Below are 14305 nucleotides of genomic sequence, written 5' to 3'. Positions count from 1 at the left end.
CTGAGGGACCGCACCGGCCCGGAGATCACAGAGCCGCGCGGGCCGGACTGCGCTGTACTGTGTTGTGTCAAGCAGCTGACGCACATGCTTACATAATCTGCTTTTCTGATTCATTTGCGCCCACAATGGCGCGCGAACCCGATTGGAGACTGCATGCGCCTTCCGAGCTTTTCGCAAACCGCCGCCAACGCCGCCCATACCGTCGCCCATACCGCCGATGGAACGCGCCAGAACCGCCGCCAGATGCTGGTCCAGGGCGCTGCCCTGGCCATGCTGTGCTCTCCTCTGGCCCAGGCCGCACCGCCAGCGGCAGCACCTGCAGCCCATGCGCCACGGGCTGCCGGCAGCGCCCAGCGCGTGGCGACCAGCCTGCGCATCGTCATTCCGGCCAATGCCGGCGGCGGCTGGGACCAGACCGGCCGCGCGCTGGGCGCGGCGCTGGTGGCCAGCGGCGCGGCCGAGCGCGTGGAGTATGAAAACGTGGGCGGCAAGGGAGGCACCATCGGCCTGGCCCAGTTTGCCGAGCGCCATGGCAAGGACCCCGACGCCCTGCTGATCGGTGGCATGGTGATGGTCGGTGCGGTGGCACTGCAAAAGCCGGCCGTCAACATGTCGCATGTGCAGCCGATTGCCCGCCTGACCAGCGACTACCTCGTCGTGGCCGTACCGGCCGACTCCCCCATCCGCAATGCCAAGGACCTGGTGGCCGCGCTGCGCAGCGACCTGGCCCACCAGTCGTTTGCGGGTGGCTCGGCCGGTGGCGTGGACCACATGTTCGCCGGCCTGCTCACGCGCGCGGCCAAGGCGGCGCCCGAGCAACTGGTCTACAAGCCCTTTCCTGGCGGCGCCCAGGTGGTGGAGGCCTTGCTCAAGGGCGATGCGCGCATGGGCGTGTCCGGCTACAGCGAGTTCAGCGAGGCGCTGGCCAGCGGCAAGCTGCGCGCCATCGGCGTGTCCTCGCGCCGCAGCCTGTTCGGCCTGCCCTCGTTCCGCGAGCAGGGGCTGGATGCTGACATGGCCAACTGGCGCGCCGTCTTCACCGGCAAGCAGGTCAGCGCCGCACGTGCCCAGGCCCTGCTGGGCGCCGTGGAGCAGGCCACACAGCACGAGAGCTGGCAACGCGCCCTGCGCCAGAACCGCTGGGAGCCTTCCTGGCAGGCGGGCCGCGATTTCAACGGCTTTCTGGAGCTGGAGCACACCACGGCCAGCGTGATGACCTATCTGCTCAAACTCAAGAGCTGAGAAACCGCCGCGCAGCGGGCAGGCCACGTGGCGGGCCTGCAACACTGGCTTGGTCATACGCGTATTCCTCTAGCGTGGGGCATTGCCGCTGTGGGTTTTGAGCTACCAAACTTGTAGCAGAATGGATCCAGAGCTATAGTTCCCCGGGACTTGGCTCGGCGCGCGTCCCACCCGGACGCACCCGCCGGCTCACCCACACCATTGCGCAAGGAGAAGCGTCATGAGCTCCAAGGAAAACGCCGCCATCAACCAGCTGTTCGAGAAACTCGAATGCCGCTACGCGTTGCGCGTGCTGTGGGCGCTGCGGGACGGCCATCCTCAGACCTTTCGACTGCTGCAAGACAGCGTGGGCGGCATCACGCCCAACACGCTGAACACCCGCATCAAGGAGCTGCGCGAGTGCGGGCTGCTGGAGCATGGCTCCGACGGCTACACCGTGACGCTGGCCGGCCAGGACCTGCTCAAGCGCCTGTCCGATGTGCAGGCCTTTGCCAACCGCTGGGTGGCCGCGCGCGCCAAGAAGTGATGTCAGGCCGGGCGCGGCACCAGGCGCCACGGCCTCTTCCCGCGCAGGGCCACCGGCCCGCCGGGTCGTCTCCTTTCCCCTACCGTTTCTCTCTCAAGGAATACCACCATGGCTTTCACCACCACCGCATCCGGCCTGCAGTATGAAGACACCGTCGTGGGCGACGGCGCCGAAGCCCAGCGCGGCCGCAGCGTGACCGTGCACTACACGGGCTGGCTCTACAACAACGGCGTGCAGGGCGCCAAGTTCGACTCCAGCAAGGACCGCAACGATCCCTTCGTCTTCCCCCTGGGCGGCGGCATGGTGATCAAGGGCTGGGACGAAGGCGTGCAAGGCATGAAGGTGGGCGGCCAGCGCACCCTGATCATCCCGGCCGAGCTGGGCTATGGCGCCCGCGGCGCCGGCGGCGTGATCCCCCCCAACGCCACGCTGAAGTTCGACGTGGAGCTGCTGGCCGTCTGAGCCTGCACCCACGGATTCATGCAAGGGCAAGGCGCGAAGGCGCCTTGCCCTTTTTCATGGACGGTCCGCCCCAAACCCTCTCGGGACGCGTGCGGGCCATTCCTCATTCAAGGTGCCTTGCCGAACAGCGCCTCGTGCAGCGGCAGGTAGCTGGCAGGACTGGCCGCCTCGCGCAGCCGCGGCGCCAGCGCCACCAGCTGGTCGTAGCCCATGGCCGCTTCCACGGCAAGGTTGAGCCGGAACCCCTTCAGGCCCAGGTTGGCCGTGATGGCCACGGCCAGCGGATAGGCGTTGCGATAGCGCACGGCCAGCGAAGGCTCGGACTGCGCGGGGGCATCGCCAGCCGAATCCGTGGACGAAGCCGCTGCAGCAGGCGCGGCAGGGACCGAAGGCACTGCAACGGCCACCACGCCCAGCCGGGGCTCGGCCGCGTCGCGCGGTGCCAGCCATTCGCGCTCCACCAGCGCCAGGATCTCGTCCTGCGTCACGCCCATGCCGGCGACGGCCTGCAGCACCTGCGCCAGGCTGCGTTGCCCGTCAAACAGCAAAAAGGCCGAGCGCAACCGGGGCGAGAGATCGGCATGGCGTTCCTTGAATGCCTGTTGGCCGGCGGACGTTTTCACAAAATGCATGGCGGACGGGATTCTCTGCAAGGGATCGGATCGGACACGGCTCGCAGCGTGTCATGAGCCTCCGGCTCCCAAAAGCGGGTTTTCCAGCACGCACGGGCTTCAGTGGGGCCGGCAATGATCCAGATCTGCCAAAAGCGCAAAAACGGGGCAGAAAATGGCTATCCTCCCGCCCGGCGGCCTCTGCCCGTCAGGACGCTTTTGCGGGCACGGAACGCGCCGGTGCCCGGCGGCGCGGGTCCAGGCAGCTGACCAGCCAGGTCACCAGCAGGCCGGCCGGCACGCCGAAGACGCCCGACGAAATCGGCTGTATGCCCCACCACAGGCGCGCGTGCAGCGCTTCGGGCAGCACGGGCTGCAGTGCCGGCACATGCGAGACCATGTAGTACAGCGTGACGCCCAGCCCGGCCAGCATGCCGGCCACGGCGCCCCGGCGCGTGGTGCCACGCCAGAAGATGCCCAGTACCATGGCCGGCACGAAGGCCGAGGCCGCCAGCGAGAACGATGCCGTGACCATGGGCAGGATGTCCGAGGAACGGCGCGAGGCCACGAAGGCGGCCGACAGCGCCATCACCAGCAGCGCGAACTTGGACAGGATCACGCGCTGCTCGGGCGAGGCGCGGCGGCGGCGCTCGCGAAAGTACAGGTCGCGCACCAGCGCGTTGCTGATGGTCAGCAGCAGTCCATCGGCCGTGGACAGCGCCGCAGCCAGGCCGCCGGCCGCCACCAGGCCGGAGACCACGTAGGGCATGCCGCCCAGCTCGGGCGTGGCCAGCATGATGAGGTCGGCGCCCATGCGGATTTCGCCGAACTGCAGCACGCCGTCGCCGTTGACATCCTCCACGGCCAGCAAGGAGGCATCCACCCGGGCCCACTGCGCCATCCAGTTGGGCAGTTCGTCAAAGCGGATGCCCACGAGGTTGTTCATGACCTCGAACTTGACCAGCACGGCCAGGGCCGGCGCGCTCATGTACAGCACGCCGATGAAGAACAGCGTCCAGCCCACCGAGGCCCGCGCCCCCGAGACCGAGGGCGCCGTGTAGTAGCGCGTGAGCAGGTGCGGCAGGCCGGCCGTGCCGGCCATGAGGCAGAACATCAGCGCCAGGAAGTTGCGCCGGCTGTCCTCGTAGATCTGCTGCTCCTGGGGGGATCCGTCGGGGTTGCCGGCGAATGGCAGGCTGTGCAGCGGAATGCCGCCCAGCGGCTTCTCGCGCTCGCGCATTTCCTGCAGCTGGCGTGTCCACAGCGCGCGCGCGGCCGCTTCGTCGCGCGGCATGGCGGCCAGTTCGCGGCTGGCGGCCATGATGGCGCCGATATCGCCGCTGCGCGTGCGCAGATCGCGTATGCGCTCGGCCAGCGCCTGGCGCTCGGCGGCCAGAACGCGCGGCACGTCCTTGAGCTTGTCCTCCAGCACCTCGGCGCGCAGGCGGTAGGCGGCGATCACCTCCTGCTCGGCCGGCGAGTCCAGCAGGCGCTGCTCCATCTCCGCAATCTGGCTGAGCTGGGCCGTATAGGCCAGCGGCGCCACGGGATTGCCCATCTGCCGATAGGCCAGCCAGGACACGGGGATCAGAAAGGCCAGCAGGATCACCACGTACTGCGCGACCTGGGTCCAGGTGATGGCGCGCATGCCGCCCAGGAAGGAGCACAGCAGCACGCCGCCCAGGCCCAGCATGATGCCGATCTCGAACTGCACGCCCGTCAGCCGCGAGGCGATCAGCCCCACGCCGTAGATCTGCGCCACCACATAGGTGAACGAGCAGATCACGGCCGCCAGCGCCGCGATCACGCGCGGCCAGCGCCCGCCGTAGCGCTGCTGGAAGAAATCGGGAATGGTGTAGAGCTTCATCGCCCGCAGGTGCGGCGCGATCAGCATGGCGACCAGGCAAAAGCCGCCCGTCCAGCCCAGCAGGTAGGCCAGTCCGCCGGCCTGGCCCGGCACGCCGGCAAAGCCCTGCAGGTACAGCGCCCCCGACAGGCTGATGAACGAGGCCGCGCTGACCCAGTCCGCCGCAGCCGCCATGCCGTTGTAGAAGGGCGGAATGCGCCGGCCCGCGACGTAGTACTCCTCGGGGTCGCTGGTGCGCAGGTACACGCCGATGGCCGCATAGACCATGACGGTGAAGAACAGGAAGATGGGGCCTATCCAGTGGCGCGACAGGCCTTGCTGCTCGGCCCAGAACATGAGGGCCAGAAAACCCAGCACGCCGAGCGTGTACAGGGCCACGATGCGGTGCAGCCGCCAGTGGGAGGCCGCCGTCAGCGGTGCTCGCTCAGCCATGGCCGGGAGGCGATGGCGGTGCGGACGGTTGCGTATCGGCCGATGGGGATGCGGGAGCCGGTGCCGTCGCAAAAGCGGCCCGGGCCTCGCGGCGCTCGAAATGGTCCATGGACAGACAATAGACGATGACGATGGCCAGGAACATCAGGACTGCCCCCTGGGCCGCGAACCAGTAGGCCAGCGGCCAGTCCGGCATCAGCGCCTGCAGGTCGCGCGCGTAGTAGCAGGCGCCAAAGGAGACGGCCACCCAGACCGCGAACAGCACGGCCTTGAGCCACAGATGGCGGATGTCGTGCAGGTCGGGGGCGAAGGTCTCGCCTTCGGACGGTCCCCCGACCGCGTCGTCATGCAAGTGCGCTTTCGGCGTATGCATGGCGACGCTGCCAGCCCTTACTGCGCCAGGCGCTGCCAGGTGGCGACCACGCTGTCGGGATTCAGCGAGATGGAGGCAATGCCTTCGTCAGCCAGCCATTGGGCGAAGTCCGGGTGGTCCGAAGGGCCCTGGCCGCAGATGCCCACGTACTTGCCCTGGTCCAGGCAGGCCTTGATGGCGCGCGACAGCATCTTGCGCACGGCGGGGTCGCGCTCGTCGAAGTCGGCAGCCAGCAGCTCCAGGCCGGAGTCGCGGTCCAGGCCCAGCGTCAGCTGGGTCAGGTCGTTGGAGCCGATGGAGAAGCCGTCGAAGAACTCGAGGAACTCGTCGGCCAGGATGGCGTTGGAGGGCACCTCGCACATCATGATGAGCTTGAGTTCGTTGTCGCCGCGCTTGAGGCCGTTGGCCGCCAGCAGCTGGGTGACGCGCTCGGCCTGCTTGAGCGTGCGCACGAAGGGAATCATGATCTGCACGTTGGTCAGGCCCATGTCCTCGCGCACGCGGCGCAGTGCCTCGCACTCCATGCGGAAGGCCTCGCCGAAGTCCTCGGAGATGTAGCGCGCGGCGCCACGGAAGCCCAGCATGGGGTTCTCTTCCTCGGGCTCGTAGCGGCTGCCGCCGATGAGCTTGCGGTACTCGTTGGACTTGAAGTCCGACATGCGCACGATGACGGGCTTGGGCCAGAAGGCGGCGGCAATCGTGGCCACGCCTTCGGCAACCTTGTCCACATAGAAGGCACGCGGCGAGGCATGGCCGCGGGCCACGGACTCGACGGCCTTCTTGAGGTCGGCATCGACGGCGGGGTAGTCCAGGATGGCCTTGGGGTGCACGCCGATGTTGTTGTTGATGATGAACTCCAGGCGGGCCAGGCCCACGCCCTCGTTGGGCAGCTGGGCGAAGTCGAAGGCCAGCTGGGGGTTGCCCACGTTCATCATGATCTTGGTCTTGATGGCGGGCATCTCGCCACGCTGCACTTCGGTGATCTCGGTCTCGATCAGGCCGTCGTAGATCTTGCCGGTATCGCCTTCGGCGCAGCTGACGGTGACCAGGGTGCCGTCCTTGAGCAGGTCGGTGGCATTGCCGCAGCCGACCACGGCCGGAATGCCCAGTTCGCGCGCGATGATGGCCGCGTGGCAGGTACGGCCGCCACGGTTGGTGACGATGGCCGAGGCGCGCTTCATCACCGGCTCCCAGTTGGGATCGGTCATGTCGGTCACCAGCACGTCGCCGGGCTGGACCTGGTCCATGTTGGCGATGTCATTGACCAGGCGCACGGGGCCCGTGCCGATCTTCTGGCCAATGGCGCGGCCTTCGGCCAGCACATTGCCCGTGCCCTTGAGGGCGTAGCGCTGTTCGGCCTGGCCCTTGGCCTGGCTCTTCACGGTCTCGGGGCGGGCCTGCAGGATGTAGAGCTGGCCGTCCGTGCCGTCCTTGCCCCACTCGATGTCCATGGGGCGGCCATAGTGCTGCTCGATGACCAGGGCATAGTGGGCCAGCTGCTGCACGTCCTCGTCGGACAGCGAGTAGCGGTTGCGCAGCTCATGGGCGACGTCGGTGGTCTTGACCAGCTTGCCGCTGGCGGCCTTTTCCTCGGGCGAGGCAAAGACCATCTGGATCAGCTTGGAGCCCAGGTTGCGGCGGATCAGGGCCTTCTTGCCGGCCTTGAGCATGGGCTTGTGCACATAGAACTCGTCAGGATTGACGGCGCCCTGCACCACGGTCTCGCCCAGGCCGTAGCTGGAGGTGATGAAGACGACTTCCTCGAAGCCCGATTCGGTGTCGATGGTGAACATCACGCCGGCCGCGCCCAGGTCGGAGCGCACCATGCGCTGCACGCCGGCCGACAGGGCCACCACGTCGTGGGCAAAGCCCTTGTGCACGCGGTAGGAGATGGCGCGGTCGTTGTACAGCGAGGCGAACACTTCCTTCATCTTGTGCAGCACCGACTCGATGCCCACCACGTTCAGGAAGGTTTCCTGCTGGCCGGCGAACGAAGCGTCGGGCAGGTCTTCGGCCGTGGCCGAGGAGCGCACGGCGAACGAGGCTGCCTCGTTGCCGCCCTGCAGGCGCACGAATTCCTCGCGGATGGCCTGCTCCAGATCGGCCGGGAAGGGCTGGTTCTCGACCAGGGCACGGATTTCGGCACCGACCTGGGCCAGGGCGCGGACGTCTTCCACGTCCAGGGCGGCCAGCTTGGCACTGATCTTGTCGGCCAGGCCGTCGTGGGCCAGGAACTGGCGGAAGGCGTGGGCCGTGGTGGCAAAGCCCGTGGGAACGCGCACGCCCTGCGGCAGCTGCGAGATCATTTCGCCGAGCGAGGCGTTCTTGCCGCCTACGGACTCGACATCGGTCATCCTCAGTTGTTCAAACGGAACGACGAGGGCGGTGGCCTCGAACAGTTGAGACATGGGAAAGCTCCAGAAGTTGAAAACCGTCGTGCGCCGCCCCGGCTGCCAAAGCCGGGCACGGTCGATCCATCCACGCAGGCATGCGCGAGGCTTTGCTGTTCTGGTTGGAGGCCGGCAGCGAGCATGGATGGGAAATTGGGAATAATGGGCGCCATTGTAGGCGTTTGCCGTGAACCGACGGCAGCCCCCCTGTCCAGAGTCCGACCACCATGCACACCCACACCATCTTCGTCATCTCCGATGGCACTGGCATTACAGCCGAGACCTTCGGCACGGCCATCATGGCCCAGTTCGACACCAAGTCGCGCCTGGTCCGCATCCCCTTCGTGGACACCATGGACAAGGTGCACCAGGCCGTGCGCCAGATCAACCATGTGGCCGAGTCGGAAAGCCACAAGCCCATCGTCTTCACCACCCTGGTCAACCAGGACATGCTCGACCTGATCGAGAGCCAGTGCAAGGGCAAGGTGTTCGACATGTTCGGCACCTTCGTGCGGCCGCTGGAGCTGGAGCTGGGCCAGAAATCGCTGCACCGCGTGGGCCGCTTCGCCGACATCAGCGAGAGCAAGGAATACCTGGAGCGCATGGAGGCCATCAACTACACGCTGGCCCATGACGACGGCCAGACCCACCAGGACCTGACGGGCGCCGACGTGATCCTGGTCGGTGTGTCGCGCAGCGGCAAGACCCCCACCAGCCTGTACCTGGCCATGCAGTTCGGCCTCAAGGTGGCCAACTACCCGCTGATCCCCGAGGATTTCGAGCGCAAGCAGCTGCCGCCCGCCCTGGTTCCCTCGCGCAAGAAGCTGTTCGGCCTGACCATCGATCCGCAGCGCCTGTCCAGCATCCGCAACGAACGCCGGCCCGACTCCAAGTACGCCAGCCTCGTCAATTGCCGCTACGAGGTGGCCGAGGCCGAATCCATGATGCGCCGCAGCGGCATACCGTGGCTGTCGAGCACGACCAAGTCCATCGAGGAAATCGCCACCACCATCCTGCAGGAGGTGCTGCCCCAGCACCTGGGGCACTAGCCGCCCCTGCGCTGCTCAGGCCGGGACGTTCCAGCGCAGCATGGGCTGCTGCGGCAGCGTCTCGACCAGGTAGTCCACCAGGGCACGCACCTTGGTCGGCACGTACTGGCGGTCGCGAAAGCAGGCGAAGAAATCCAGCGTGGTGTCCTCGAAATGCAGCTGCCCCTTGCGCGCCGGGCCCAGGGCCAGCGGCTGAAGCAGTCCTTCGCGCATGTAGCGGTGGGCAATGAAGCTGCCGATCCAGACGATGCCGCCACCGGCCACGGCCATCTCGGTGAGTGCATCGACATCGCTGGCGATGGCGGTCACGCGCAGCTGCGGGTCCACGCGCTTGCCGTCGCGTGAAAACGGCCAGCGCATGAAGCGGCCATCGGCCTCGCGCCGGTACAGCAGGCAGGCATGGTCCAGCAGATCCTGGGCCGTCCGTGGCCTGCCATGGGCCTGCAGATAGGCCGGTGATGCACACAGCACGCGCGGCACGGCCGCCAGCTGGCGCACGGCCATGCCGGGCTCCAGCACATCGCGGTAACGCACACTGATGTCCACGTCTTCCTTGAGCACATCCACCTGCCGGTCCACCACCAGTAACTCCAGCTCCAGCCGGGGATGCTGCGCGGCAAAGGCCGGCAGCAGCGGCGCCAGCACATGGCGGCCAAAGGCTGCCATGCAGGCGATGCGCAGCCGGCCCTGCAACTCGCCGTGCAGCTGGGACAGGTCGGACTGCGCTTTTTCCAGCTCCTGCAGCACGGGGCCCACGCGCGCCAGATAGCGCTCGCCCGCCTCGGTCAACGCCATGGATCGCGTGGTGCGCGTGATCAGCCGCGTGCCCAGCTCGCGCTCCAGCCGGGCGATGTTCTGGCTGGCCGCCGCCGGAGAAATGCCCAGCTGGCGCGCAGCCGAGGCAATGGAGCCGCCTTCCAGGGCTTTGACGAAGGTCTCGATGGAACGCAGATTAGGCACAAAAAACTATGGATGAAAAATCAATTCATCAATATAGCTTACGAGTGCACCAAGCTGCAGCCCTCTACACGGCAGCACGGGCCTTGCCTACAGTCCTGCACTTGCCGCGCCGAATCGACAAGCGGCCTGACCGGACCGTGTCCATGCCTCCTACCTCCGCATCCACCTCTGCCTCCATTTCCCCTGCAGCCCCCCGCAGCCGCAAGCTGCACCGCCGCTTCGCACCCATCGTCTTTGCCTTCTACATGTCGGCCATCATGGCGTTTCTGATGTGCTGCGCCATCGTCGGCGCCAACAGCGGCCTGGGCGCCGACTACCTGCGGCGCGTGATACAGGCCTATGTGCTGGCCATGCCCGTGGCCTTTGTCTGCGTGATGGTGGTGCGTCCGCTGGTGGGCAAGCTGGTGGCCGCCACCGTGCATCTCTGACGCGGCCCGTCGCAGGGCCGGATCTTTGTTTTCAGGGCCTGGGTGCGCTCAGGCAAGCGCCTGCGCTGCCAGGCGCGGCAGGCCCGCCACCAGTTCGCGCCAGCCCGGCAGCTCGGCCCGGCCCGGCTTGCGCTCGCCAAAGAACATGGCCATCAGGTCGCCCCGGGCATCGAAGGCCTCGACCGAGGTGACCACGCCATCGGCCGTGGGCTTTTGCACGGCCCAGACGCTGGCGATCAGGTCGCAGCGCAGATGCAGGTTGAAATTCGGGTCCATCACATTGATCCATTGCGCGCCGCCGGGCGTGTCCATGGGCTGGATGTTGTGCACGGGGCCGGTGTGGATCTGTATGCAACCTCCGCTGTCCACGAAGACCATGATGGGCAGGCCGTCCATGGCCGCATCGCCCAGCAACTGGGCCACGGACTCGGGCGCCAGCCGCGCGCAGTGGCCGGGCACCAGGCGGAAGGCCTGCTGGCGCTCGGCGCCAAACCGGCGCAGCAGATCGAAGAATTCATGCGTGTCCTGCATGGCGGCCCAGGCAGTGCTCAGGCCGGGCACGTCGATGGCCTCGTCGGCCTGCGGCAGCGCACGCGGGCGGGCATGGCGGAACAGGTAACCAGCGCTGGGCTCGGCGAAACGCTGCACCAGCGCCTCCCACGCCTGCAGGTCGGTGGACTCGCGCGCATGGACCTTGTGCACGGCACGGCCCTGCGCATTGAAGAACTGCAGGCTGCGCATGGCCGGCCTGCCGGCATGGGCAGGCTGCTCGGTCACGGCATAGCCGGCATGCCATTGGGCAAAGAACATTCGCAGGTCGATGTCGCGGCCCAGGGCAAGGCCCACGCCGCCGTTGGCCGAAAGCTTCTGGTAGACCCCGGTCTTTTCGTGGACCGTGGACTCATTGCGCGTCAGCGCCATCACGGGGCCGCAGTCCTGCAAACCCTTCAGGATGGCCAGCCATTCGGCGCGCAGCGGCACGGCCTGGAGGCTGCCCTCATGCTGGCCCGCATGCGCGGCAATGGCGGCGCCTTCCGGCAGGCCCAGGGAATCGGCTGCCTCCTTGGCGCGCAGGCCACCCTGGCGCGCCCGCGCAAAGCGCTGGCGGACTGCGGGAGCATCGACGGGAATCAGGAGCCCGCCCTCCTCGGCATCGTGGACGGCGCTGCTCATTGCAGGGTGTCCAGCGGTGCGTGCCAGAGCGCATGGGGCACCGGCTGGGCTGCATGGGCTGCATGGGCTCCAGGCAGGGACACTCCGGCATCGGGCACGGCGCGGTGCGAGCGCGACGGCGCGCCCGCATCGGCCACTGCCTGCCAGCGTTGCTGCAGCCGCCCCAGCAGGGCGCGCATGTCATGGGACAAGCCGCCCGCGCAGGCCAGGTTTTCGAGCTGCTCGGCCACCCGGGCGGCCATGGCCGGCCTATGGGTATCGCAGCAGCCGTGGCCGAAGCCGGTCATCAGGGCCAGCGTGGCAGCCAGCGCGGCCTCGTTCTCGGGCAGCAGGTATTCCTCGTCCTGGGCAAGGCTCTCACTCTTGGATGGATGCATGGGGTTCTCCTTGCGTTTCAGTTGGCAGCGTTGCACATGCATGCGCCCGCGCCACAGGCGCATGCTTCAGAAATCCTTGACCATCGACACCCGCACATGGCGGCCGGGCTGGCTGTAGGCGTCGGCAATCGCCGTGCTGGCAGCCAGGCCGCGCACATCGGCCCAGCGCCAGTACTTCTTGTCGGTCAGGTTGTAGATGCCGGCGTTCAGGCGCAGGTCGGGGCGTATGCGCCACTGGGCGCTCAGGTCGGCGACGGTGGCCGAGGGGCTGAGCCAGGCGGCGTTGCCGTTGGACACGTCGCCGGCCTTCTTGCCACTCCAGTGCGAGACGTTGAACTGCACGCCCACGGCAGAGCGCTCATAGCGCACGCCCAGCACCAGTTGCTGGGGCGAGATGGTGTCCAGCGGCTTGTCGGACTGCGTGTCCTTGCCGTCGGTATAGCCGTAGGCCAGGCGCGTCTGCCAGTCGCCGCCGGCCCAGCGGCCCCAGTCGTAGTCGGCCTTGAGTTCGAAGCCGCTGATGCGGGCACGGCCCACGTTGATGGACTGGTAGATGGCGGGGTTGGCCGCGTTGCCGGGCTGGCCCGCAACCAGTTGCTGGTCGACGATGAAGTCCTTGTAGCGCCCCGTGAACACGGCGGCGTCCAGGCGCAGCCTGTCCATGCGCCCGCGCAGGCCCAGCTCGAAGGTCTGGCTCTTTTCGGGCCGCAGATTGGGGTTGGGAATGTTCCGGTAGAACGCCACCGGGTTCTCGAAGAAGGCGTTGATCTGGCCGGCATTGGGCGCCCGGAAGCCCGCCGCATAGTTGCCATAGACGGACCAGGCCGGGCTGGCCTGCAGCATCACGCCCAGCTTGGGCGAGAGCGCGGAGTCGGAGTTGCTGACCACGGTGGGCACAAAGCCGTTCTGCCGGGGCTTGATGCTGTAGTGCTCGGCGCGCAGGCCCGGGGTCACGCTCCAGGGGCCGTTGTGCAGTTCGGCCTGGGCGAACAGGGCGGTGGCGCTTTCGGTGGTGTCGGGGAAGCGCTTGAGCGGAAAGCTCTCGCCCACGGGCGGCGTGATGCCGTTTTGCGCGTTGACCACCTTGTTGCGGAGGTAGTCCAGCCCGTAGGTGAACTTGCCGCTGGCCGAAGAACTCCAGCGCAGCAGGCGGCTGGCCTGGGCGTGCAGCTGGATCGCGTCCTCGTCATAGGTCACGTCGCGCTCGCGGTAGGGCAGGCCGATGCGCGTCTCGGTGACGAATTCGCGCGCGTCGGACTTCTGGTAGCTGGCCATCAGCTGCAGTTCGTCGGCCAGCGCCGTGCCCAGTTGCTGCCACTGGCCCTGCCAGCTGGCCCGCCAGCGCTTCATGTCGGTACGCGAGTCGGAATTGGCCACGGTGGCCGAACGCGCGGACAGCAGGGCGTAGTCGGCGCGCTTGTCCACGTTCTCGAAGGTGAAGACATGCTTTTGCACGGCGCTGGGCGTGAAGACCAGGCGCCCCATCAGCGATTCGCTGCGGTCTTTCTCGGGATTGGGCGTGGTGCGCGCCGCGCCCGTCACGTTGTTCGTGCCCATGTTCTCCAGCGCGTGCGAGCGGCCCAGGCCCGCCGACAGCAGCCATGCCCATTCGGGGCTGGCACGGCCCGCCACGGTGGCGCCCAGCTTGCGGCCGTTGTCCGAGCCGTCATAGCCGGCAGCCACGCGGCCGGCGATGCGCTTGTCCTTGCCCAGCAGATCGTCCGGCTGCACGGTCACGAAGTTGACCAGGCCGCCCATGCCGTCCGATCCATACAGCGCGGGCGTGGAGCCGCGCAGGATTTCCACGCGCTGCACCAGGCCCAGGTCCAGGTAGTCGCGGCCGAAGCTGTTGGCGCTGAAGCTGTAGCTGCGCGGCAGGCGCACGCCATCGACCAGCATGAGCACGCGGTTGCCGTCCAGGCCACGGATGTTGAAACCGCTGTTCTGATCGCGCCCGGCCGGAGAGGTCGCCAGCGAGAAGCGGGCCGGGGCACGCGGCACCTCGACATTGGGCAGGAGGTTGACCATCTCGCGGATGTCGCTGGCCTGCTCGCGTTCCATGCGGCCGGCGTCGATCACGTCGATGCTCATGGGCAGGGTGTCAGGGTCCTGCACCTCGCGCGAGGCGCTGATCACCATCTCCTTGAGGGCCGGGGCACGGGTCCGTACCCCGGACGCGGCCTGCGCCAGCAATTGCGTGTCGGCATCCCCGGCATTTGCAACGTTTGCGGCGGCCTGCCCCGGATCCTGGGCCAGGGCAGCGGAGGCGCACAGCAGCGCGCAGGCGGCGGCCAGGGGATGGCGCGCCCGCCGGGCGCTTGATTGCATTGCGAAGTCGTAAGCCATTGCGAAGCCCTCTCTCTCTGATCAACATGGATGTGCGAGAGCTGGCTTCTGCTTGCAGCGGCTGGCGGG

Annotated in this window: 13 protein-coding genes; 5 read left to right on the top strand and 8 right to left on the bottom strand. The window is 67.6% G+C overall.

What is annotated here, in order from left to right; genetic code table 11:
- Positions 1-153 precede the first annotated feature (153 nt).
- The 3 genes from IB269_RS02360 to IB269_RS02350 all read left to right on the top strand — a co-directional run bounded on the left by IB269_RS02360 (position 154) and on the right by IB269_RS02350 (position 2230).
- Positions 154-1242, top strand: a complete 1089-nt coding sequence (locus IB269_RS02360; RefSeq protein WP_192366333.1) for a Bug family tripartite tricarboxylate transporter substrate binding protein — start codon at positions 154-156, stop codon at positions 1240-1242.
- Between the two features lie 220 nt (positions 1243-1462).
- Positions 1463-1768, top strand: coding sequence for a winged helix-turn-helix transcriptional regulator (locus IB269_RS02355; protein WP_012206858.1), 306 nt, complete (start codon positions 1463-1465; stop codon positions 1766-1768).
- Between the two features lie 108 nt (positions 1769-1876).
- Positions 1877-2230: an FKBP-type peptidyl-prolyl cis-trans isomerase gene (locus IB269_RS02350; protein WP_012206859.1), complete on the top strand. Its 354-nt coding sequence runs from the start codon at positions 1877-1879 to the stop codon at positions 2228-2230.
- A gap of 107 nt (positions 2231-2337) precedes the next feature.
- Here the strand turns inward: IB269_RS02350 and IB269_RS02345 are convergent, their stop codons facing one another.
- The 4 genes from IB269_RS02345 to ppsA form a co-directional block, all read right to left on the bottom strand.
- Positions 2338-2862: a hypothetical protein gene (locus tag IB269_RS02345; protein WP_012206860.1), complete on the bottom strand. Its 525-nt coding sequence runs from the start codon at positions 2860-2862 to the stop codon at positions 2338-2340.
- Positions 2863-3049: 187 nt separating this feature from the next.
- Positions 3050-5140, bottom strand: a complete 2091-nt coding sequence (locus IB269_RS02340; RefSeq protein ID WP_034396370.1) for a VC_2705 family sodium/solute symporter — start codon at positions 5138-5140, stop codon at positions 3050-3052.
- On the bottom strand, positions 5133-5513 hold the full coding sequence (locus IB269_RS02335) for a DUF4212 domain-containing protein (RefSeq protein WP_012206862.1): 381 nt from the start codon (positions 5511-5513) through the stop codon (positions 5133-5135). The genes IB269_RS02340 and IB269_RS02335 overlap by 8 nt, the downstream gene beginning before the upstream one ends.
- A gap of 17 nt (positions 5514-5530) precedes the next feature.
- Positions 5531-7921 carry a phosphoenolpyruvate synthase gene (gene ppsA / locus IB269_RS02330; RefSeq protein WP_012206863.1) on the bottom strand — a complete coding sequence of 797 codons (2391 nt, stop codon included), beginning with the start codon at positions 7919-7921 and terminating at the stop codon, positions 5531-5533.
- A 209-nt stretch (positions 7922-8130) separates the two neighbouring features.
- On the opposite strand from ppsA, the gene IB269_RS02325 reads away from it, so the two are divergent.
- Positions 8131-8952 (top strand): pyruvate, water dikinase regulatory protein, encoded by an 822-nt coding sequence (locus IB269_RS02325; protein ID WP_012206864.1) that lies wholly within the window; start codon positions 8131-8133, stop codon positions 8950-8952.
- Between the two features lie 15 nt (positions 8953-8967).
- Here IB269_RS02325 and IB269_RS02320 read toward each other — a convergent pair whose 3' ends face one another.
- Positions 8968-9912 carry a LysR family transcriptional regulator gene (locus tag IB269_RS02320; protein ID WP_043819159.1) on the bottom strand — a complete coding sequence of 315 codons (945 nt, stop codon included), beginning with the start codon at positions 9910-9912 and terminating at the stop codon, positions 8968-8970.
- Positions 9913-10055: 143 nt separating this feature from the next.
- Between IB269_RS02320 and IB269_RS02315 the strand changes: the two genes are divergently transcribed.
- Positions 10056-10340, top strand: a complete 285-nt coding sequence (locus IB269_RS02315; RefSeq protein WP_192366332.1) for a DUF2798 domain-containing protein — start codon at positions 10056-10058, stop codon at positions 10338-10340.
- A gap of 48 nt (positions 10341-10388) precedes the next feature.
- On the opposite strand, the gene IB269_RS02310 is transcribed toward IB269_RS02315, so the two are convergent.
- The 3 genes from IB269_RS02310 to IB269_RS02300 form a co-directional block, all read right to left on the bottom strand.
- On the bottom strand, positions 10389-11513 hold the full coding sequence (locus IB269_RS02310) for a hemin-degrading factor (RefSeq protein WP_192366331.1): 1125 nt from the start codon (positions 11511-11513) through the stop codon (positions 10389-10391).
- Positions 11510-11890 carry a hypothetical protein gene (locus tag IB269_RS02305; protein ID WP_225613945.1) on the bottom strand — a complete coding sequence of 127 codons (381 nt, stop codon included), beginning with the start codon at positions 11888-11890 and terminating at the stop codon, positions 11510-11512. The genes IB269_RS02310 and IB269_RS02305 overlap by 4 nt, the downstream gene beginning before the upstream one ends.
- 66 nt (positions 11891-11956) lie before the next feature.
- Complete coding sequence (locus tag IB269_RS02300; RefSeq protein ID WP_192366329.1) at positions 11957-14236, bottom strand: TonB-dependent hemoglobin/transferrin/lactoferrin family receptor; 2280 nt, start codon at positions 14234-14236, stop codon at positions 11957-11959.
- Positions 14237-14305: the final 69 nt, after the last annotated feature.

It is taken from the genome of Delftia sp. DLF01 (genome assembly GCF_014852125.1).
Taxonomy (GTDB): Bacteria; Pseudomonadota; Gammaproteobacteria; order Burkholderiales; family Burkholderiaceae_C; genus Comamonas; species Comamonas acidovorans.
This window is presented reverse-complemented; position numbering and strand designations above follow the sequence as displayed.